Annotated in this window: 20 protein-coding genes; 3 read left to right on the top strand and 17 right to left on the bottom strand. The window is 55.5% G+C overall.

The window, feature by feature from the left end; translation table 11 throughout:
- Positions 1–67: 67 nt before the first annotated feature.
- From nlpD to cysG, 12 genes are all read right to left on the bottom strand, one after another.
- Entirely contained in the window at positions 68–1,192 is a 1,125-nt protein-coding gene (gene nlpD, locus ACMYSP_RS17535; protein ID WP_434583310.1) for a murein hydrolase activator NlpD, read from the bottom strand.
- Between the two features lie 124 nt (positions 1,193–1,316).
- On the bottom strand, positions 1,317–1,943 hold the full coding sequence (locus ACMYSP_RS17530) for a protein-L-isoaspartate(D-aspartate) O-methyltransferase (RefSeq protein WP_434583309.1): 627 nt from the start codon (positions 1,941–1,943) through the stop codon (positions 1,317–1,319).
- A complete protein-coding gene (gene surE / locus ACMYSP_RS17525; RefSeq protein ID WP_434583308.1) occupies positions 1,937–2,698 on the bottom strand; it encodes a 5'/3'-nucleotidase SurE in 762 nt (253 codons plus the stop codon). Before surE ends, ACMYSP_RS17530 begins: the two co-directional genes overlap by 7 nt.
- Positions 2,679–3,728, bottom strand: a complete 1,050-nt coding sequence (truD, locus tag ACMYSP_RS17520; protein WP_434583307.1) for a tRNA pseudouridine(13) synthase TruD — start codon at positions 3,726–3,728, stop codon at positions 2,679–2,681. The genes surE and truD overlap by 20 nt, the downstream gene beginning before the upstream one ends.
- Complete coding sequence (ispF, locus tag ACMYSP_RS17515; RefSeq protein WP_434583306.1) at positions 3,725–4,204, bottom strand: 2-C-methyl-D-erythritol 2,4-cyclodiphosphate synthase; 480 nt, start codon at positions 4,202–4,204, stop codon at positions 3,725–3,727. The genes truD and ispF overlap by 4 nt, the downstream gene beginning before the upstream one ends.
- Complete coding sequence (ispD, locus tag ACMYSP_RS17510) at positions 4,204–4,914, bottom strand: 2-C-methyl-D-erythritol 4-phosphate cytidylyltransferase (RefSeq protein WP_123756734.1); 711 nt, start codon at positions 4,912–4,914, stop codon at positions 4,204–4,206. Before ispD ends, ispF begins: the two co-directional genes overlap by 1 nt.
- Before the next feature lie 19 nt (positions 4,915–4,933).
- Complete coding sequence (ftsB, locus tag ACMYSP_RS17505) at positions 4,934–5,245, bottom strand: cell division protein FtsB (protein WP_123756733.1); 312 nt, start codon at positions 5,243–5,245, stop codon at positions 4,934–4,936.
- A gap of 140 nt (positions 5,246–5,385) precedes the next feature.
- The gene (locus tag ACMYSP_RS17500; protein ID WP_434583305.1) at positions 5,386–5,712 is read right to left on the bottom strand and encodes a DUF3561 family protein; all 327 of its coding nucleotides are present in this window, start codon (positions 5,710–5,712) and stop codon (positions 5,386–5,388) included.
- Positions 5,713–5,760: 48 nt separating this feature from the next.
- On the bottom strand, positions 5,761–6,366 hold the full coding sequence (gene cysC / locus ACMYSP_RS17495) for an adenylyl-sulfate kinase (RefSeq protein ID WP_123756731.1): 606 nt from the start codon (positions 6,364–6,366) through the stop codon (positions 5,761–5,763).
- Entirely contained in the window at positions 6,366–7,793 is a 1,428-nt protein-coding gene (gene cysN, locus ACMYSP_RS17490) for a sulfate adenylyltransferase subunit CysN (protein WP_434583304.1), read from the bottom strand. The genes cysC and cysN overlap by 1 nt, the downstream gene beginning before the upstream one ends.
- Before the next feature lie 9 nt (positions 7,794–7,802).
- On the bottom strand, positions 7,803–8,711 hold the full coding sequence (gene cysD, locus ACMYSP_RS17485) for a sulfate adenylyltransferase subunit CysD (protein WP_434583303.1): 909 nt from the start codon (positions 8,709–8,711) through the stop codon (positions 7,803–7,805).
- A gap of 31 nt (positions 8,712–8,742) precedes the next feature.
- On the bottom strand, positions 8,743–10,149 hold the full coding sequence (gene cysG, locus ACMYSP_RS17480) for a siroheme synthase CysG (protein WP_434587149.1): 1,407 nt from the start codon (positions 10,147–10,149) through the stop codon (positions 8,743–8,745).
- Positions 10,150–10,396: 247 nt separating this feature from the next.
- Here cysG and ACMYSP_RS17475 point away from each other — a divergent pair, with 247 nt between their 5' ends.
- Positions 10,397–11,440 carry an aminopeptidase gene (locus tag ACMYSP_RS17475; protein WP_434583302.1) on the top strand — a complete coding sequence of 348 codons (1,044 nt, stop codon included), beginning with the start codon at positions 10,397–10,399 and terminating at the stop codon, positions 11,438–11,440.
- A 78-nt stretch (positions 11,441–11,518) separates the two neighbouring features.
- On the opposite strand, the gene cysH is transcribed toward ACMYSP_RS17475, so the two are convergent.
- The 3 genes from cysH to cysJ all read right to left on the bottom strand — a co-directional run bounded on the left by cysH (position 11,519) and on the right by cysJ (position 15,862).
- Complete coding sequence (cysH, locus tag ACMYSP_RS17470) at positions 11,519–12,253, bottom strand: phosphoadenosine phosphosulfate reductase (protein WP_123756725.1); 735 nt, start codon at positions 12,251–12,253, stop codon at positions 11,519–11,521.
- A 97-nt stretch (positions 12,254–12,350) separates the two neighbouring features.
- A complete protein-coding gene (gene cysI / locus ACMYSP_RS17465) occupies positions 12,351–14,063 on the bottom strand; it encodes an assimilatory sulfite reductase (NADPH) hemoprotein subunit (protein WP_434583300.1) in 1,713 nt (570 codons plus the stop codon).
- Entirely contained in the window at positions 14,063–15,862 is a 1,800-nt protein-coding gene (gene cysJ, locus ACMYSP_RS17460; protein ID WP_123756723.1) for an NADPH-dependent assimilatory sulfite reductase flavoprotein subunit, read from the bottom strand. Before cysJ ends, cysI begins: the two co-directional genes overlap by 1 nt.
- Before the next feature lie 445 nt (positions 15,863–16,307).
- On the opposite strand from cysJ, the gene queD reads away from it, so the two are divergent.
- On the top strand, positions 16,308–16,670 hold the full coding sequence (queD, locus tag ACMYSP_RS17455; RefSeq protein WP_434583299.1) for a 6-carboxytetrahydropterin synthase QueD: 363 nt from the start codon (positions 16,308–16,310) through the stop codon (positions 16,668–16,670).
- Positions 16,671–16,751: 81 nt separating this feature from the next.
- On the opposite strand, the gene queE is transcribed toward queD, so the two are convergent.
- Positions 16,752–17,423, bottom strand: coding sequence for a 7-carboxy-7-deazaguanine synthase QueE (gene queE / locus ACMYSP_RS17450; RefSeq protein ID WP_123756943.1), 672 nt, complete (start codon positions 17,421–17,423; stop codon positions 16,752–16,754).
- A gap of 338 nt (positions 17,424–17,761) precedes the next feature.
- Here queE and ACMYSP_RS17445 point away from each other — a divergent pair, with 338 nt between their 5' ends.
- The gene (locus tag ACMYSP_RS17445; protein WP_434583298.1) at positions 17,762–18,871 is read left to right on the top strand and encodes an SDR family oxidoreductase; all 1,110 of its coding nucleotides are present in this window, start codon (positions 17,762–17,764) and stop codon (positions 18,869–18,871) included.
- A gap of 62 nt (positions 18,872–18,933) precedes the next feature.
- Here ACMYSP_RS17445 and eno read toward each other — a convergent pair whose 3' ends face one another.
- A complete protein-coding gene (gene eno, locus ACMYSP_RS17440) occupies positions 18,934–20,229 on the bottom strand; it encodes a phosphopyruvate hydratase (protein ID WP_123756720.1) in 1,296 nt (431 codons plus the stop codon).
- Positions 20,230–20,268 lie beyond the last annotated feature (39 nt).

Here is a 20,268-nt window from a genome sequence, read left to right as displayed (position 1 = left end):
TGAAGGGGCGATGACAACCGGCCTGGCGCCAGTAAACTGATATGACGCTTATCCGTACTCTGCCAAATTATCGCTGCGGTAAATATTGCAGCGGGTTGACGGATTTCCCCTTGTAACGAATTTCAAAGTGTAATCTTGTAGAGCTGGTGCCGGTGCTACCCATGGTAGCGATTTTCTGCCCCGCTTTAACTTCCTGTTGCTCCCGGACCAGCATTGTATCGTTATGAGCGTAGGCACTCAGGTAATCATCGTTGTGTTTTATGATAATAAGATTACCGTAACCGCGCAGCGCATTACCGGCATAGACGACGCGACCATCAGCGGTCGCGACAATAGCCTGTCCCTTACTGCCTGCAATATCAATCCCTTTATTGCCGCCTTCGGCACCACTAAAGTTTTCGATAACTTTGCCGTCAGTCGGCCAGCGCCATGCGGAGATCGGCGAACTGGTTGACGTACTGCTTGCAGTCGGTTGGGTAGTGCTGACAGCTGGAGCCGTAACCGGCGCGACGGTGGTCGTCGCAGGTTTATTGTTCGGCAACATCTTATTAGCATTCTGTTCACCTGAAGATTCAGAATACGTAATAGTTGGTTGCGACGCAACCACTGCGGTGGATTTTTGTGCAGAAGTTGCGGCCGCCGTCATACCGCCGCTGGACTGTGCGCTGGCCTGGGCAACCGCGTTATCGCCGGTAATCGGCTGGCCGGCAGAGTTGCCAACCTGCAGCGTCTGACCGACGTTCAGGCCATACGGTGCGGGGATATTATTACGCTGGGCAAGGTCACGGAAATCGTTGCCGGTAACCCATGCAATATAGAACAGCGTGTCGCCGCGTTTCACGGTGTAAGTGCTGCCACCAGTGTAGCTGCCTTTCGGAATATCGCCATATTTACGGTTATAGACAATCTTGCCATCGACGGTCTGCACCGGCTGTTGTGCCACTGGCTGAACCTGAGTCTTCTGCGTCTGAACCGGCTGAATCTGCGGTGCGGTTTGTACCGCTGTGGAGGATCCTGTTGGCGACGGCGGGGTAATCAGCATCCCGGAATTGGTTCCGGAAGAAGAGGCTCCACCCGCTGAACTAACCGGTGCAGGCGGGTTATTGTTATTTGAACAACCTGCCAGCCAGAGTGAAACCAGTGATAACGCCGCAATGCGACTTAAGGTAAATTTTGGGCTTCCCGCGCTCATTTATCCCCCAGGAATATGTTAACTGCCAATATCTTGCTTACCGGGCAACACCCGGCCAGGACACTGAAAATGTGTCCACCCTACGCCTAAAGTCAGGCAAAAAAAACATGGATTAATCCGGGTCTCACGCCAGCTCCCCCTGAACCAGGGGAACAAAGCGTACGGCTTCGACGGTATCAATCACAAACTCATTACCGCGACGACGGAGCCGCTTCAGATACTGATGCTCCTCGCCGACCGGTAAAACCAGCACGCCACCTTCATCCAACTGCGCCAGCAGCGCTGGCGGTATTTCCGGGGGCGCGGCAGTGACGATTATCGCATCAAAAGGTGCGCGTGCGGTCCAACCCTGCCATCCATCACCGTGGCGGGTTGAAACATTATGTAAATCAAGTTGCTTCAGGCGACGGCGCGCCTGCCACTGCAAACTCTTAATACGTTCGACCGAACAGACGTGATGCACCAGGTGCGCCAGGATCGCCGTCTGGTAGCCGGAACCGGTACCTATTTCCAGCACCCGCGACTCCGGCGCCAGGGTCAGAAGCTCCGTCATTCGCGCCACCATGTAGGGTTGCGAGATGGTTTGCCCCTGGCCGATAGGCAACGCTGTGTTTTCCCACGCCTTATGTTCGAAGGCTTCATCAACGAATTTTTCACGGGGCACCTGGGCAATCGCCTCCAGCACCCGCTCGTCGACAATGCCCTGCGTGCGCAGTTGATTCAGCAGACTTTCAACACGTTTGCTTACCATTGTGTATCCACCCCAACGCGATCCAGCCAGTCACTCACCACGCTGTGGGCCTGATGGGCGGTTAAATCAACGTGCAGCGGAGTCACTGAGACATAGCCTTCATCTATTGCGGCAAAATCAGTATCCGGCCCGGCATCGTGTTTCTCCCCCGGCGGACCAATCCAGTAAAGCGTATTGCCGCGCGGATCTTTTTGTGGGATCACCTGATCGGCAGGACGACGACTGCCGCAGCGGGTGACCCGAATGCCTTTAATCTGCTCCAGCGGCAGATCCGGGACATTGATATTGAGGATACGGCCGGTACGCAGCGGTTCGCGGTTTAAGGCGCGCAGAATGGAACAGGTGATGGCCGCCGCGGTATCGTAGTGTTTGTGGCCGTTCAGAGAGACGGCCAGTGCCGGATAGCCAAGGTGACGGCCTTCCATCGCTGCCGCGACGGTGCCGGAGTAGATGACGTCATCGCCGAGATTTGGCCCGGCGTTGATCCCAGAGACCACAATGTCCGGGCGAGGACGCATCAGGGCGTTAACGCCGAGATAGACACAATCCGTTGGCGTGCCCATCTGGACGGCGATATCGCCGTTATCGAAGGTGAAAGTACGAAGCGAAGATTCCAGGGTCAGGGAATTCGATGCGCCACTGCGGTTACGATCGGGTGCAACTACCTGGACCTCAGCAAACTCGCGCAAGGCCTTCGCCAGGGTCTGAATGCCCGGCGCATGAATCCCGTCATCGTTACTCAGCAATATTCGCATAGTCACCCGTTGTATTGATAAGTTCCCTTACCACGCTGGTGGCGAAGCTGCCCGCTGGCAGCCAGAAACGCAGTTCAACGGTTGCGTCATCCCACCAGTTCCAGCTCATCTGCTGCGGGTAGAGCAGCATCGCCCGGCGTGCCGCTTCCACTTTTTCACGCACCAGCAGAGCCTGAAGCTGCGTCTCTTCAGCAATGGCCGCCTGCTCGGCGACCAGCGCATCGCGTTGGCTACCCCAGTCACCGCTCCCCGGTAAGGCAGCAGTAATCATCAGTTCACGGCTATCAACCCGTGCCTGCAGCAGCTCGCGTTCTTCAGAGGTGGCGACAAACCAGCTCCCGCGCCCCGCTAATTGTAGCGCATCGCCATCAACAACCTGATTAAATTCCGGTTTTTTTAATCTAATACTGACCTGTTGATTAAACAAGCTGCTACGTGCCGCCGACAGCCAAAAACTGCGTTTATTGCGATCGCGAACCGGTGCGCCGCTCTCCGCCCAGCGCAATGCGCCCTGCAGGTTGCTGCCGCCGATCCCAAAACGCTGGGCACCGAAATAGTTCGGCACGCCCTGCGCGGCGATGGCCTGAAGGCGCCGTTCAACATCATCACGGTCACTGATTTCCCGCAGGATCAGGGTAAACTGGTTGCCCTTCAGGGCGCCGAGACGCAGCTTGCGTTTATGGCGCGCGTATTCCAGTACCTGGCATCCTTCCAGTTGAAACTTGCTCAGGTCGGGCATTTCTTTACCCGGAAGCCGGGCGCACAGCCACTGTTCGGCGACGGCGTGCTTGTCTTTTTGCCCGGCAAAACTCACTTCGCGGGCGTGGATTTTAAGAAATTTCGCCAGCGCATCGGCGACAAACCGCGTATTGCAGTCTTTCTTGAGGATCTGCACCAGCAGATGCTCGCCTTCGCCATCCGGCCCAAAGCCCAGATCCTCGACCACCACGAAATCTTCCGGATTGGCTTTCAGAAGCCCCTGCCCCTGCGGTTGCCCGTGCAGCCAGGTGAGGTCATTGAAAGCAATCATTGCGCAACCTTATGCAGTAGCGCCACCGCTTCGCAGGCGATACCTTCGCCGCGGCCGGTGAACCCCAGCTTTTCGGTGGTGGTGGCTTTTACGTTAACGTCATCCATGTGGCATCCGAGGTCTTCGGCAATAAAGACACGCATTTGAGGAATATGCGGCAACATTTTCGGCGCCTGGGCAATAATCGTGACATCGACGTTGCCAAGGGTATAGCCTTTGGCCTGAATCCGCCGCCAGGCTTCACGCAGCAGCTCGCGGCTGTCGGCGCCTTTGAAGGCCGGGTCGGTATCCGGGAACAGTTTGCCGATATCCCCGAGCGCCGCCGCCCCCAGCAGGGCATCAGTCAACGCGTGCAGCGCCACGTCACCATCAGAGTGGGCCAGCAGCCCTTTCTCATAAGGCACTCGCACCCCACCAATAATGATTGGGCCTTCACCGCCAAAAGCGTGTACGTCAAAACCGTGTCCAATTCGCATTATGCTTTCTCCTGGTGTGGGGAACGGGTAAGGTAAAATTCTGCCAGCGCCAGGTCTTCCGGGCGCGTCACTTTAATATTATCAGCTCGTCCGGCGACCAGTTCAGGATGGAAGCCACAGTACTCCAGCGCCGACGCTTCATCGGTGATGGTTGCCCGTTCATTGAGCGCACGCGTCAGGCATTCAAGGAGTAATTCACGAGGGAAAAATTGCGGTGTTAAGGCGTGCCATAAGTCATTGCGATCGACAGTATGGGCAATGGCGGTCTTGCCGGGCTCAGCGCGTTTCATGGTGTCGCGCACCGGAGCGGCAAGAATACCGCCCACGCGGCTGGTTTCACGCAGCGCCAGCAGACGGTTGAGATCGTCCTGATGCAGGCACGGACGGGCCGCATCATGCACCAGCACCCACTCGGCGTCTGGCAGCGCCTGCAGGCCGGCCAGTACGGAGTCAGCGCGTTCTGCGCCACCGTCGACGACGGTAATTTGTGGGTGGCTGGCTAACGGCAACTGGCTGAAGCGAACATCGCCAGGGCTGACGGCAATCACCACGCGCTGAACGCAGGCATTTGCCAGCAGCGCGGCAACCGTGTGTTCGAGAATCGTTTTGTTACCGATTAAGAGATATTGTTTCGGGCATTCCGTTTGCATACGGCGGCCAAAGCCGGCGGCCGGCACCACGGCGCAAACACCCGGAAAAGTGGCTGCCATGTCTTAATCCTGGGCTGGTTTATCGAGAGTTCTGCGCCGACCCCTGGTTGCGTTTAGACGCATCCGGGACCAGACGATAAAAGGTTTCGCCCGGGCGGGTCATGCTTAATTCATTGCGTGCGCGTTCTTCGATCGCTTCCTGACCACCGTTGAGGTCGTCGATTTCTGCGAAGAGCTGATCGTTGCGCGCTTTTAATTTGCTGTTAGTGGTTTGCTGCGCGGTGACGTCGTCGTTCACCCGGCTATAGTCATGCAGACCATTTTTACCGAACCACAGTGAGTACTGCAGCCAGACCAGCAAAGCCAATAGCAGCAGCGTTAATTTACCCATTCTGCCCCCTGAAAAACGGCATCATCATCCCATAACTTGTCTGAGTTTGTTACTCCGACGCGCGGACGATGCCGCGTAACGCGGGGACTGTAACACATTTCTGTCGCCGATACCCAGGCTTGATTCTCACACAAAAAGAACTATCCCAGTAACCAGAGGAACAGCAGACCAAACATCAGTCCTACCGTCAAAATCGTCGCGCAGGCGCTGTACAGGAGTTTGCCGTTCAACAAAGAATGCAGCGCAATACCGACCACCACGGCGACCGGCATCAGTGCAAGGAAAAACGGCCAGGTGTAGAGCAGGAAAAACAGCGTGTTGCTGCCATACATAAGGAAGGGAATACCCAGCGCCAGCAGCCATGATATAAAGCCCACGGCCGCCCCTGACAGAGACCAGGTGGTCTCGTCATTGGCCACCGCGGGTGGTTCTGAACGAATAAGACTGAGGTTCTGGGTGTTACGCATATCGAATCCTGTTGACCGGGCGACCGGCATCTTAGTTCCGTCGCCGTTTCAGGATCTGATAATATCGCTCTGTCTGAGGAGGTCTAATAGTTGGTGCACCAAATTTGTTACCAATTGTTCCCCATCCAGATGAATTTCCGCCTGTTCCGGTGATTCATACACTGAATCAATCCCGGTAAAGTTACGCAACTCACCCGCACGCGCCTTTTTGTACAGCCCTTTCGGATCCCGCGCTTCACAGATAGCCAGCGGGGTGTCGACGAACACTTCGATAAAGCGCCCTTCACCCAGTCGTTCACGTACCATCTGTCGCTCAGCACGATGGGGAGATATAAATGCGGTCAATACAACCAGCCCCGCATCAACCATCAGCCTGGCGACTTCGCCGACGCGGCGAATGTTCTCTTTGCGATCGTCATCACTGAATCCCAGGTCACTGCACAGGCCATGACGCACATTATCGCCATCCAGCAGATAGGTGCTGACGCCAGCCTGATGCAGCGCCTCTTCCAGCGCCCCGGCGACGGTGGATTTACCGGAGCCGGACAGCCCGGTAAACCACAGCACCACGCCGCGATGGCCGTGGTGTTGTTCACGCTGCTGCTGAGTGACAGGATGGGCGTGCCAGACGACATTTTCGTCATGCTGGGCCATTATTTGCCTCCCAGCAGATCGCGGGCGTCCCAATGTGGGAAATGCTTGCGAATCAGCTGATTCAGCTCCAGTTCAAACGCGCTGAAGGACGATGCCGATGCCTGGGATTGCTCCTGCGGCTCACGCACCATGCCAGCACCGACCGTGACGTTGGTCAGACGGTCGATAAAGATCAGTCCCCCGGTCACCGGGTTATGCTGGTATTTATCCAGCACCAGCGGTTCGTCAAAGGTCAGATCCACCAGGCCAATGCCGTTCAGCGGCAGAGCTTCGACTTCGCGCTGGGTCAGGTTATTGATGTCCACCTGATAGCGAATACCGTCGACTCGCGCACGGGTTTTCTTACCGGCAATTTTGATGTCATAGCTCTGGCCCGGCGCTAACGCCTGCTCCGCCATCCACACCACATCCACGCTGGCGCTCTGAACCGCTGGCAGCGAAACCTGGGCATCTACCAGCAAATCGCCACGGCTGATATCAATTTCATCTTTCAGCACGATGGTGATGGCTTCACCAGCGCCGGCTTCCTGCAGGTCGCCGTCAAAGGTCACGATACGGGCAACGCTGGATTCTACGCCAGATGGCAGCACCTTTAGACGCTGTCCGACCGTCACGTTGCCTGAGGCTACCGTGCCGGAAAAACCACGGAAGTCGAGGTTCGGGCGGTTGACGAACTGGACCGGGAAACGCAGCGGCTGGTTTTCTACCGCCCGACGAATTTCAACGGTTTCCAGAACTTCCAGCAGCGTCGGGCCGCTGTACCACGGCATGCTTGCGCTCTGGGTAGCGACGTTATCCCCTTCCAGGGCAGACAACGGCACAAAGCGGATGTCGATATCGCCCGGAAGCTGTCCAGCAAAGGTCAGATACTCTTCGCGAATGCGGTTGAAGGTCTCCTCACTGAAGTCCACCAGGTCCATTTTATTCACCGCTACCACCAGATTTTTAATTCCCAGCAGGGTAGAAATAAAGCTATGACGGCGGGTCTGATCGAGAACCCCTTTACGTGCGTCCATCAGCAGAATCGCCAGGTCGCAGGTGGAGGCGCCGGTCGCCATATTACGGGTGTACTGCTCGTGCCCCGGAGTATCGGCGATGATAAATTTGCGCTTCTCGGTGGAGAAATAACGATACGCCACGTCGATGGTAATGCCCTGCTCGCGCTCGGCCTGCAGGCCATCCACCAGCAGCGCCAGGTCCAGTTTCTCGCCCTGGGTGCCGTGACGTTTGCTGTCATTATGCAGCGATGAGAGCTGATCTTCGTAAATCTGACGAGTATCGTGCAGCAGACGGCCAATCAGTGTGCTTTTACCGTCATCGACGCTGCCGCAGGTCAGGAAACGCAGCAGGCTTTTGTGCTGTTGCGCGTGCAGGTATGCTTCTACGCCGCCTTCATTAGCAATTTGTTGTGCAATTGTCGTGTTCATGGCGGCTCCTTAGAAATACCCCTGACGTTTCTTCAGCTCCATGGAGCCGGCCTGGTCGCGGTCTATCATTCGACCCTGACGCTCGCTGGTTGTGGAGACCAGCATCTCTTCAATAATTTCCGGCAGCGTTTGCGCATTGGATTCTACCGCGCCGGTCAACGGCCAGCAGCCAAGTGTACGGAAACGCACCATCTGTTTTTTGATCATCTCACCCGGTTGCAAATCAATACGATCGTCATCGATCATCATCAGCATCCCGTCACGCTCCAGCACCGGGCGCTCGGCCGCCAGATACAGCGGAACGATTTCGATATTTTCCAGGTAGATGTACTGCCAGATATCCAGCTCGGTCCAGTTGGAGAGCGGGAAGACGCGGATGCTTTCGCCTTTGTTAATCTGACCGTTGTAGTTGTGCCACAGCTCCGGGCGCTGGTTTTTCGGATCCCAGCGGTGGAAGCGATCGCGGAACGAATAGATACGCTCTTTGGCGCGCGACTTCTCTTCATCACGACGGGCCCCGCCAAACGCGGCGTCAAAGCCGTATTTGTTCAGCGCCTGCTTCAGGCCTTCGGTCTTCATGATATCGGTATGCTTAGCGCTACCGTGAACGAACGGGTTAATCCCCATCGCCACCCCTTCCGGGTTTTTATGCACCAGCAGCTCGCAGCCGTAGGCTTTCGCGGTACGGTCACGGAACTCGTACATCTCGCGGAATTTCCAGCCGGTATCCACGTGTAACAGCGGAAAAGGCAAGGTTCCCGGATAAAACGCTTTACGCGCCAGATGCAGCATCACGCTGGAATCTTTACCGATGGAGTACATCATCACCGGGTTAGAGAATTCGGCGGCCACCTCACGAATAATATGGATGCTTTCTGCTTCCAGTTGCCGCAGGTGAGTGAGTCGTTTTTGGTCCATAACCGTTCCTTATAAGGCTGTCGCGCCGGGACTAAGCCAGATTTACCACAGAGGCATTAAATGCCTCTGCTTGAGTTGAATGTTGAAACCAGGCGAGTTGTTGATGTAATTGCACCACTTCGCCCACGACCAGCAGAGCTGGCATCGGAGCCTCTTTCGCCAGCTGTTCCAGCTGTTGTAATGTGCCCGTCGTCGTTTGCTGATCGGCACGGGTACCACGAGAAATCACCGCCACAGGCGTGTTGCTATCCCGTCCATGGGCTATCAGCTGCGCGCTGATCTCCGCCGCTTTCAGGGTGCCCATGTAGATAGCCAGGGTTTGCCGGCTTTGCGCCAGCTGCGTCCAGTCGAGCGACGCGCTGTCCGCCTTGAAATGGCCGGTCACAAAGGTCACGCTCTGGGCGTAATCGCGATGGGTAAGCGGAATGCCGGCGTAGGCTGTCGCCCCCGCCGCAGCCGTGACGCCCGGAACCACCTGAAACGGGATCCCCGCTGCCGCTGCCGCCTGTAGCTCTTCGCCACCGCGACCAAAAATAAACGGATCGCCGCCTTTCAGGCGCACCACCGTTTTGCCTTCTCGCGCTGCATCCACCAGCATCTGGTTGGTTTCATGCTGCGGCACGGAGTGTTCGCCCGCCCGTTTGCCGACGCAGATCATGTCGGCATCACGACGCACCAGCTCGCGGATTTCCGGCGTCACCAGAGAGTCATAAAACACCACGTCGGCCTGCTGAACCGCCTGAAGGCCTCGCAGCGTCAACAGTCCGGCATCTCCCGGTCCTGCCCCGACAAGAATAATTTCGCCCAGCCGTTTTTCCGGCTGATGCAGTTCATCTTCCAGCGCCTTATCGGCGGCGGCTTTGTTGCCGGCGATCATCAGGCTGGCAAAGCGGCCGTTAAAGACCCGCTCCCAGAAGCGACGCCGCGCTGCGGTGGTGGTCAGATGGGTTTTAATATGATGCCGCCAGTAGCTTGCTGCTTCAGCAACGCGTCCGAGATTGGTCGGCAGCAACGCTTCAATTTTTTCGCGAATCAGCCGGGACAGTACCGGCGCCGAACCGCCAGAGAAGATGGCGATCAGCAGCGGGGAGCGGTCCACGATAGAGGGAAACACCGCCGAGCAAAGCGGCTGGTTATCGACAACGTTAACCAGGCGGTAACGGGCGTTTGCCGCCGCCGAGATCCGCTGATTAAGCGCATCATCGTCAGTGGCGGCAATCACCAAAAAAACATCGTCAAGTTGTTGCTCTTCAAACGCCTGGGCGCGCCACGTAATTTCCTGGCGTTCAACCTGCCCGGCGATGGCTTCAGATAACTCAGCGGCCACTACCTGAACCTTTGCACCGGCCCGACGCAGAAACAGAATTTTGCGCGCAGCAATCTCCCCACCGCCAACTACCAGCACAGGTCTTTCTTTCACTTCGGCAAATAAGGGCAAATAGTCCACGGTGCAACAACTCGCTTACATTCAGTCATAGAGCGACTATAGGGTGCTGCTTTGAGCAAATGAAATTACTAAATGGAATGAGTTGTTACCCAAAAGAATAACGAGCTGGAAATACAAATATCAAAAAGTGCTTAACACGCGATTTTTCCGCCATTTAAGAGCAAATGAAATTGTTTAACCCCGGTCACAGTTTCATACTACGTGGGTTAAAATATTACCGCCGAGAAAGGACCTTTCTATGTATTCCGCGTTGTGCCGCCGCCTCCTTCCCCTGGCGCTTGGCGCAGGTTTTGTCTTCTCCGCCCCGGCGTTCAGCGCCATGGGTGATACCGCAAATACCCAGGCTCGTCATATCGCGACAGTTTTCCCCGGCAGAATGACCGGAACGCCCGCAGAAATGCTGTCGGCGGATTACGTTCGTCAGCAGTTTGCCCAGATGGGCTACCAGAGCGACATTCGCAGCTTCCATGCGCGCTATATCTACAGTAATAAAGATGCGCGGAAAAACTGGCAAAACGTCACCGGCAGCACCGTCATCGCGGCACATGAGGGGTCGGTTCGCCAACAGATCATCGTGATGGCACACCTCGATACCTACGCGCCAAGGAGCGATACCGATGTTGAGAACAATCTCGGCGGCTTAACCCTGCAGGGTATTGACGATAACGCCGTCGGGGTTGGCGTATTGCTGGAGCTGGCGGAACACCTGAAGAACGTCCCGACCCGTTACGGCATTCGTTTTATCGCCTCCAGCGGCGAAGAAGAAGGCAACCTCGGCGCGCAGAATGTCCTCAAACGCATGAGCGATGCAGAGAAGAAAAATACGCTGCTGGTGATTAATCTCGACAATCTGGTGGTCGGCGATAAGCTCTATTTTAATAGCGGCCGCAGCACTCCCGCCGCGATTCGCAAACTCACCCGGGACCGCGCCCTGGCCATTGCCCGCAGCAAAGGCATTGCCGCCTACAGCAACCCTGGGCTCAATCCGGATTACCCCAAGGGCACCGGGTGCTGTAATGACGCGAGTGTTTTTGATAGCGCCGGGATCCCGGTGTTATCCGTAGAGGCCACCAACTGGGCGCTGGGCAAGAAAGATGGCTATCAGCAACGCAACAAATCGGCCTCCTTCCCGCAGGGCATCAGCTGGCATGACGTACAGCTGGATAACCAGCAGCATATCGATAAAGCCCTGCCGGGCCGTATCGAGCACCGCAGCCGCGATGTCGTCAAAGTGATGCTGCCGCTGCTCAAAGAGCTGGCAAAGACCGAAAAACAGCGCTGATCGGGCTGGCTGGTCACAAAAATGCCCTCGTCGTTCAGACAGAGGGCATTACTGACATAGGGCTACATGGCCGGTTAATTACCCTTCGTGCAGTCCGCACTCGCGCTTCAGGCCAAAAAAGCGCGTCTCTTCTTCCGCCATGCCCGGTTCCCACTTGCGGGTCGTATGGGTATCGCCCACCGACAAATAGCCCTGATCCCACAGCGGGTGGTACTTCAGGCCGTGCTTTTGCAGATACTGATAAACGGTACGATTATCCCAGTCGATGATCGGCAGCACCTTAAAAACGCCCCGCTGGATAGCCAGCACCGGTAACGTAGCGCGACTCCCGGACTGTTCCCGGCGCAGGCCTGCAAACCAGGTTTGGGTATTCAGCGATTTCAGCGCCCGGTTCATCGGTTCGACTTTGTTGATTTCATTGTATTTCTCAATGCCTTCAACGCCCTGCTCCCACAACTTGCCGTAGCGCGCTTCCTGCCAGGCCGGGCTGGTCTCTGCGCGATACACCTTCAGATTGAGCTGCAGCTTGTCGGTAAGCTCATCGATAAACTGATAGGTTTCCGGGAACAGGTAGCCGGTATCGGTGAGGATCACCGGGATATCCGGGCGGATCTGATTCACCAGATGCAAACTGACCGCCGCCTGAATCCCGAAACTGGAAGAGAGCGCATAATCGCCCGGCAGGTTTTCCAGCGCCCACGCAACACGTTCCTCGGCGCTGAGCTTCTCCAGCTGAGCGTTGGTTTCCGCCAGTTGCAAAACGCGATCGACCTTCGGTAATTCGTTAAGCACGTTTAGATCGAGTACGGACATAAGGACCTCATTTGCCTGTTTCGTCGGGCGGTACTGCCTGTGCCCGGCCTACAAAACCAGTACGCCCGATAAGCATAACTTAGCGGGCGATGCTGCGTTATTCCCAGAAATCACGGGCTGGGTCGAGCACCGGGCGAACGATGCCCGCACGCACCGTAAAGTCGCCGAAGCCTTCACCCGCTTCGCGCTCCTTCGCCCAGCGCCCTACCAGCTGGTCAATCGAGTCGAGAATTTCCGACTCGGTAATGTTCTCGCGATACATGCGTGGAATACGCGTTCCGCTGCGGTTACCCCCCAGGTGCAGGTTGTAACGCCCCGGCGCTTTACCCACCAGCCCGACTTCCGCCAGCAGCGCACGGCCACAGCCGTTAGGGCAACCGGTCACACGCGTCACGATATGCTCATCGCTCACGCCATGCTTGCTCATCACCCCGTCCACTTTGTCGATAAACGACGGTAAGAAGCGCTCGGCTTCTGCCATCGCCAGCGGGCAGGTCGGGAAGGAGACGCAGGCCATCGAGTTTTCACGCTGCGGGGTGACGGCATTCATCAACCCGTGGTCGCGCGCCAGCTTTTCAATCCGCGCTTTTTCCGCTTCCGGCACGCTGGCGATAATCAGGTTCTGGTTCGCCGTAATACGGAATTCGCCCTGGTGGATCTTCGAGATCTCCAGCAGGCCAGTTTTCAGCGGACGGCCCGGATAATCAAGAATACGACCGTTTTCAATAAACAGCGTCAGATACCATTTATCATCGATCCCTTTGACCCAGCCAATGCGATCGCCGCGACCGGTGAACTCATACGCCCGGATCGGCTCGAATTTGATGCCTGCCCGGCGCTCAACTTCGGCCTTGAAGGTCTCAACGCCAACGCGCTCAAGGGTATATTTCGTTTTCGCATTTTTACGGTCGGTACGGTTACCCCAGTCGCGCTGAGTCGTCACCACCGCTTCCGCCACCGCTAGCGTATGTTCGAGCGGCAGATAGCCGAACTCGCTCGCCGTGCGGGCATAGGTTTTTTTGTTGCCGTGATCGATAGACAGACCGCCGCCCACCAGCAGGTTAAAACCAACCAACTTGCCGTTTTCAGCAATCGCCACGAAGTTCATATCGTTGGCGTGCAGGTCGATATCGTTCTGCGGCGGGATCACCACCGTCGTTTTGAACTTACGCGGCAGGTAGGTTGGACCGAGGATCGGTTCTTCGTCAGTGGTGGCGACTTTTTTCTGATCGAGCCAGATCTCCGCATAGGCGCGGGTCCGCGGCAGCAGATGCTCAGAGATCTTTTTCGCCCACTCGTAGGCTTCAGCATGCAGCTGAGACTCGTTCGGGTTCGAGGTGCACAGGACGTTACGGTTCACGTCGTTGGCGGTTGCCAGCGCATCCAGGCCAACCGAGTGCAGCATCTGATGTACCGGCTTCACATGCTTCTTCAGAATGCCGTGAAACTGAAAGGTCTGGCGGTTGGTCAGACGAATGCTGCCATAAATCGTGTTATCGGCGGCGAATTTATCAATCGCCTGCCACTGTTTGGTGGTGATCACGCCACCCGGCAGACGGCAGCGCAGCAGCATCGCGTGGCGCGGCTCGAGCTTCTGAGCCGCACGCTCGGCGCGAATGTCGCGGTCATCTTGCTGATACATGCCGTGAAAGCGAATCAGCAGGAAGTTGTCGCCATTAAAGCCACCGGTAAGGGAGTCATTTAAGTCTTCTGCAATCGTGCCGCGCAGGTAGTTGCTCTCTACCTTCAGACGCTCGGCGTCGGCCAGTTTACCTTCAACCACCAGGGGTCCAGGATGTTTTTCGCTCATTAGTAGACATCTCGCTGATAACGGCGCTCAACGCGCAGCTCACTTAAAAATTCGTCCGCCGCTTCGGCGTCCATCGCGCCGAATTCGGCAATCACTTCCAGCAACGTCTGCTCAACGTCTTTTGCCATACGATTGGCATCGCCGCAGACATAAATATGGGCACCGTCATTAATCCAGCGCCACAGTTCGGCCCCCTGCTCGCGTAACTTGTCCTGAACATAGACTTTTTGTTGTTGATCGCGGGACCATGCGAGGTCGATACGACTCAGTACGCCCTCTTTGACGTAGCTTTGCCACTCGACCTGGTACAGAAAATCTTCCGTAAAGTGCGGGTTGCCGAAGAACAGCCAGTTCTTGCCGTCAGCCCCTTCCGCTGCACGCTGCTGCATGAAGGCACGGAACGGCGCAATACCGGTACCTGGACCAATCATGATAACCGGCGTTTGCGGGTTAGCCGGCAGACGGAAGTTGTCGTTGTGTTCGATAAAGACGCGAACTTCACCGTCTTCTTCCAGACGGTCGGCGAGGAAGCTGGAGGCGCCTCCTGCGCGAGCGCGGCCTTCGATATCAAAGCGCACGACGCCCACGGTCACGTGGACTTCAGTTTCCACTTCCGCCTGCGACGAGGCGATAGAGTACAGACGCGGCGTTAACGGACGCAGCAGCGCAATCAGCGCCTCGGCATCAAGCTGTGCCGGGGAGAAGCGCACCATATCGACGATCGGCGTGGTCGCCGCATAATGCTGCAGCTGTGCCTTATCGCCCACCAGCGGCAACAGTGATTCGCTGCGGGTCAGGGTGGCATAGTTCTCAACGATATTGCCGGTATTCACCGTCAGTTCAAAATGCCACTCCAGCGCTTCGGCCAGCGGCAGCGTTTTACCGTCAACGGTAACAGGCTCATCACCCTTCAGCCACAGCAGTTCAACCAGCTCTTTTACCAGCGCCGGGTCATTCTGATACCACACGCCAAGCGCATCGCCCGGCTGGTAGCGCAGGCCGGAATCCGCAAGGTCAATTTCAATGTGGCGCACGTCTTTTTCGGAGTCACGGCCGGTGATTTTCTGGTTTACCGCCAGCGTCGCCGTCAGCGGCGCTTCTTTGGTATAGGGGCTCGAGTGAATGTCGTTGACCGCACCGGACGCGACAGCCTGAACCGGCGCCGCGACAGGCGCCCGTGCTTTCAGCACCTCGACCACCCGCGCACGCCATTCTGCCGCCGCCGGTTGATATTCAACGTCGGCATCCACGCGATCCAGCAGGCGTTCACCACCCAGCTCCGCCAGGCGGCTATCGAAGTCTTTCCCGGACTGGCAGAAGAATTCATAAGAGGTATCGCCCAGGCCAAAGACCGCAAAAGCCGTCCCGGTCAGCGCTGGCGCTTTTTTCGAGAACAGGAACTTATGCAGCGCGACAGCTTCTTCCGGCGACTCGCCTTCACCCTGAGTAGAGGTCACGATCACCAGCAGTTTTTCGGAGGCAATTTGTTTGAATTTATAGTCGCCTGCGTTAACCAGCTTGACGTTCAGCTGTGCTGCCTGGAGATCGTCCCGCAGCGCTTCCGCCACCCGACGGGCGTTGCCGGTTTGCGATGCGGAGATAAGCGTAATGCTCGGGGCTTCCGCCGCCTGGGCAGGTACCGCAACCGCGGCACCGGACTGCTGATTCAGCACGCCCCAAAAATAGCCAGAAACCCAGGCAAGCTGAGTTGGGGTGAAATCTGTCGTGGCCGCCTGAAGGCGCGCCATTTGCTCCGGGTTAAGCGGCAGCAAATTGGAAGATGGGGCCTGTGTCGTCATGCGTCGTTATGTTCCAGTAAGCTAAGCTGTTCATCGCACCCTGTCAGCGCGCCAAAACAGAAATAAATGTATTTACTCTAAATAATTCGAGTTGCAGGAAGACGGTTATGCAGCAAATCCCCGGGTGCTTACATCAGTAAGTGACTGGAGTGAGCGAGCAAAACCGACGCACATGCAGCTCGAAGTATGACGAGTTATAAGGTTAACGGCGCAGATAATAACAATTAAAGAAGGGATGGAAATAACAAATAACCAAATGGACTAACCTGTTTTAGTTATAGTTATTAACAACAAAAGCGATTAGCTAACTACATAAAATATAAAGATATCTTTCCTGACAACATAGTCAATGATGCTGTTTTCCCCCAGGATCGGTTTTAGTTAATGATAAAAAATAGACTTTCCGGTACCCTACGGCGGTTTTTTTGTCTTATGAGAATGAAAGATGTCCACCACCCTGTTTAAAGATTTCACCTTCGAAGCCGCCCATCACCTGCCTCACGTACCGGAAGGTCATAAGTGCGGTCGCCTGCACGGTCACTCTTTTATGGTGCGTCTGGAGATTACCGGTGAAGTCGATCCCCACACGGGCTGGATCATGGATTTTGCCGAGCTCAAGGCCGCCTTTAAGCCGATCTACGATCGTCTGGATCATTACTATCTGAACGATATTCCTGGCCTGGAAAACCCCACCAGCGAAGTACTGGCCCGTTGGGTCTGGGAACAGATGAAACCCGTCGTTCCACTGCTGAGCGCCGTGATGATTAAAGAGACCTGTACCGCAGGATGCGTCTATCGCGGCGAGTAATATCCGGTCGGGAGGCGTGTCGTCTGCCCGATCTGTCGATCAAAAAGGCCCGGTCCACAATCTGTGAACCGGGCCTTTTTATCAGGCGATATTCAAATACTTATGCGTTTGCATAGAGAGCCGCCAGTTTCGCGCAATGCAGGTTTCGATACACAGGCGCGTCGCGTCTTCTTTTTGGCTGATCGGTTGCAGAGCAATAATCCGCGGCTTGTCATCCGTCAGGGTTTCCAGCAGTTCGTCGAGGGCTTCGATATCGCGCACGCGTCCCACCGGGTGTTTAATTTCGTCGGCCCGCTGCAATGCCTGGGACAGCACATCATAGCCGCCGCGCATATTCACCTTCGGGGATACCGTCACCCAGGTGTGAGGGCTACAGCGCACCTCATGGGTACCGCTGGTTTCAATCTGGCAGCTAAAGCCGTTTTGCTCCAGCAGCACGGTCAGCGGCGTTAAATCGTGAATACAGGGTTCTCCGCCGGTGATCACCACATGGCGGGCCGTCCAGCCCTGGCGTCCAATAATAGCCAGCAGATCTTCGCCGCTCGCCGGACCCCATTTATCGCTCTCTTTGGTTTTCGCCAGAATACTGAACAGCGACACTTCCCGATCGGCAAGCTTATCCCAGGTATGTTTGGTATCGCACCAGGCACAACCGACCGGGCATCCCTGCAGACGAATAAAAATGGCGGGCACGCCGGTAAAGTAACCCTCGCCTTGCAAGGTCTGGAACATCTCGTTAATCGGGTACTGCATAATCATCTCGGTGTGGGGTTATGAGTGCACATTATCGCAGATTTATAGGCTCAGGTCTTGTCCGCAGCTGCACGGTCAATTTGATGTAACAGAATATGTTTAAAAACCGTCAAATAAAAACCAAGCACAAAGAATAAAATAGATAAATTTCAAAGATGTACAAACAGATACATATTATTGTGAATCTATTATCAGCAGCCATAGTCCAACCTTATCCGCTACGCTTCATTTACTTAAAATAGTCTTAAGACAGCGCACAAATAGCCCTTTTTTTATTTACCCGCCGTTTAATTACCCGCTCCTAAAATCCGCAAACCAACCATGATGAGACTGTATTCATGAACACATTATTAATTACAGGCGTGACCGGATTTCTGGGCGGAGCGGTTTTAGAAAACATTCTTAATCAGACAAATGAGGTGAACCTGCTGCTGTTAGTCCGTGCCGACACGGATATTGCCGCGCTGGAGCGGGTCAAAGAAAACCTGCGTAAATTCAACATCGCCGAAGAAAACCTGGCGGCGCTGACCCCGCGCAACATGCTGCTGGGGGATTTGGCCAATCCCGACAGCTTTCTCAGCGACCCGCGACTGCAGCAGGTGACACACGTGATTAACTGTGCCGCCGTCGCCTCCTTTGGCAACAATCCACTGATCTGGAAAGTGAATGTCGAAGGCACGTTGAAGTTTGCCCAGACCATGGCGCAGGTTGGTACGTTGCAACGTTTTCTGCATGTTGGTACCGCGATGTCCTGCTCGCCAGAACCCGATTCACTGGTGGCGGAAAGCGCGATATTCCGTGAACGTGCAGAACATCTGGTCGAGTACACCCATTCCAAGTCGACCATCGAACGCCTGATGCAGCAGGAATGCCCGACGCTACCGCTGGTCATCGCTCGCCCCTCGATTGTGGTAGGCCACACTCACCACGGCTGCCAGCCTTCCAGCAGTATCTTCTGGGTGTTCAGCATGGGGCTGATGCTGCAAAAATTTATGTGTTCGATGGAAGACCGTATCGATGTGATCCCCGTCGATTACTGTGCCGATGCATTACTAATGCTGCTCAGCAGCCCGCTGGCCCGTGGCGAGGTAGTCCATATTTCTGCCGGGGAAGAGAATAGCGTGAAGTTTGCCGAGATTGATAACGCCATGGCCTCTGCGCTGGAGAAGGTTCCCGTTGGCGATAAGTACGCGCAGGTGAGCTATGAGACACTGGTGAAGATGCGCCGTGAGCTGAAGGATATCTTTGGGCCCTGCAATGAACGCCTGATGCTCAAAGCAATGCGCCTGTATGGGGCTTTTGCTACGCTTAACGTGCGGTTCAGCAACGATAAGCTGCTCAGCATGGGAATGCCGAAGCCGCCGCGCTTTACCGATTATATCGACCGCTGCGTGCAGACCACGCGCGGGCTGACCATTCCGCAGCAGATGGCCGTTGATTTTAAATAGCCGGACCGCAGACATAAAAAAACCCGCCGAGGCGGGTTTTTTGTTAAGAGAGAAAGTCAGACTTACTGACCTTTGATCTCTTTACGACCGTTGTACGGTGCTTTTTCACCCAGTGCTTCTTCGATACGAATCAGCTGGTTGTATTTAGCAACGCGGTCAGAACGGCTCATAGAACCAGTTTTGATCTGGCCTGCAGCAGTACCAACAGCCAGGTCAGCGATGGTAGCGTCTTCAGTTTCGCCTGAACGGTGAGAGATAACGGCAGTGTAGCCAGCGTCTTTCGCCATTTTGATCGCAGCCAGAGTTTCGGTCAGAGAACCGATCTGGTTGAATTTGATCAGGATGGAGTTAACGATGCCTTTTTCGATGCCTTCTTTCAGGATCTTGGTGTTGGTTACGAACAGATCGTCACCAACCAGCTGGATTTTGTCGCCCAGGACTTTAGTCTGGTATGCGAAACCATCCCAGTCAGATTCGTCCAGACCGTCTTCGATAGAGACGATCGGGTACTGTTTGGTCAGGTCTTCCAGGAAGTGAGTGAACTCTTCAGAGGTGAACGCTTTGTTGCCTTCGCCAGCCAGAACGTATTTACCGTCTTTGTAGAATTCAGAAGCTGCACAGTCCATCGCCAGAGTGATGTCGGTACCCAGCTCGTAGCCAGCAGCTTTAACCGCTTCTGCGATTACAGCCAGTGCTTCAGCGTTGGAACCCAGGTTCGGCGCGTAGCCACCTTCGTCACCAACTGCAGTGTTCATACCTTTAGCTTTCAGAACTTTAGCCAGGTTGTGGAACACTTCAGAACCCATACGTACGGCTTCTTTCAGGGATTTAGCGCCAACCGGCTGAATCATAAATTCCTGGATGTCGACGTTGTTGTCAGCGTGCTCACCACCGTTGATGATGTTCATCATCGGAACCGGCATGGAGTATTTGCCCGGAGTACCGTTCAGCTCAGCGATGTGCTCGAACAGCGGCTGGCCTTTAGAGGCAGCAGCTGCTTTGGCGTTAGCCAGAGACACAGCCAGGATGGCGTTTGCACCGAAGTTAGATTTGTTTTCAGTACCGTCCAGGTCGATCATGATTTTATCGATGCCAGCCTGATCTTTGGCGTCTTTGCCAAGGATTGCCTGAGCGATCGGGCCGTTGACAGCGCCAACAGCTTTCAGTACGCCTTTACCCATGAAACGGGATTTGTCGCCATCGCGCAGTTCCAGCGCTTCGCGGGAACCAGTAGAAGCACCTGACGGAGCTGCTGCCATACCAACGAAACCACCTTCCAGGTGTACTTCGGCTTCAACAGTCGGGTTACCACGGGAGTCGATGATTTCACGACCGATGACTTTAACGATTTTGGACATTAGGTTTTCCTCAGTACAAGTTAAACTAAAACTCCAGAC

The sequence above is a fragment of the Klebsiella sp. R390 genome (assembly GCF_051131745.1).
Taxonomy (GTDB): Bacteria; Pseudomonadota; Gammaproteobacteria; order Enterobacterales; family Enterobacteriaceae; genus Klebsiella.
The sequence above is the reverse complement of the archived record's forward strand: the minus strand, read 5'-3'. Positions and strand labels throughout refer to the sequence as shown.

Coding starts and splice junctions, on each gene's coding strand:
- cysJ (WP_123756723.1), bottom strand. CDS start 15,862: ATGACGACACAGGCCCCATCTTCCAATTTGCTGCCGCTTAACCCGGAG.
- ACMYSP_RS17530 (WP_434583309.1), bottom strand. CDS start 1,943: ATGGTAAGCAAACGTGTTGAAAGTCTGCTGAATCAACTGCGCACGCAG.
- surE (WP_434583308.1), bottom strand. CDS start 2,698: ATGCGAATATTGCTGAGTAACGATGACGGGATTCATGCGCCGGGCATT.
- ispF (WP_434583306.1), bottom strand. CDS start 4,204: ATGCGAATTGGACACGGTTTTGACGTACACGCTTTTGGCGGTGAAGGC.
- ACMYSP_RS17500 (WP_434583305.1), bottom strand. CDS start 5,712: ATGCGTAACACCCAGAACCTCAGTCTTATTCGTTCAGAACCACCCGCG.
- queE (WP_123756943.1), bottom strand. CDS start 17,423: ATGCAGTACCCGATTAACGAGATGTTCCAGACCTTGCAAGGCGAGGGT.
- cysH (WP_123756725.1), bottom strand. CDS start 12,253: ATGTCCGTACTCGATCTAAACGTGCTTAACGAATTACCGAAGGTCGAT.
- ACMYSP_RS17475 (WP_434583302.1), top strand. CDS start 10,397: ATGTATTCCGCGTTGTGCCGCCGCCTCCTTCCCCTGGCGCTTGGCGCA.
- eno (WP_123756720.1), bottom strand. CDS start 20,229: ATGTCCAAAATCGTTAAAGTCATCGGTCGTGAAATCATCGACTCCCGT.
- ACMYSP_RS17445 (WP_434583298.1), top strand. CDS start 17,762: ATGAACACATTATTAATTACAGGCGTGACCGGATTTCTGGGCGGAGCG.
- cysI (WP_434583300.1), bottom strand. CDS start 14,063: ATGAGCGAAAAACATCCTGGACCCCTGGTGGTTGAAGGTAAACTGGCC.
- cysN (WP_434583304.1), bottom strand. CDS start 7,793: ATGAACACGACAATTGCACAACAAATTGCTAATGAAGGCGGCGTAGAA.
- queD (WP_434583299.1), top strand. CDS start 16,308: ATGTCCACCACCCTGTTTAAAGATTTCACCTTCGAAGCCGCCCATCAC.
- cysC (WP_123756731.1), bottom strand. CDS start 6,366: ATGGCCCAGCATGACGAAAATGTCGTCTGGCACGCCCATCCTGTCACT.
- ispD (WP_123756734.1), bottom strand. CDS start 4,914: ATGGCAGCCACTTTTCCGGGTGTTTGCGCCGTGGTGCCGGCCGCCGGC.
- nlpD (WP_434583310.1), bottom strand. CDS start 1,192: ATGAGCGCGGGAAGCCCAAAATTTACCTTAAGTCGCATTGCGGCGTTA.
- ftsB (WP_123756733.1), bottom strand. CDS start 5,245: ATGGGTAAATTAACGCTGCTGCTATTGGCTTTGCTGGTCTGGCTGCAG.
- truD (WP_434583307.1), bottom strand. CDS start 3,728: ATGATTGCTTTCAATGACCTCACCTGGCTGCACGGGCAACCGCAGGGG.
- cysD (WP_434583303.1), bottom strand. CDS start 8,711: ATGGACCAAAAACGACTCACTCACCTGCGGCAACTGGAAGCAGAAAGC.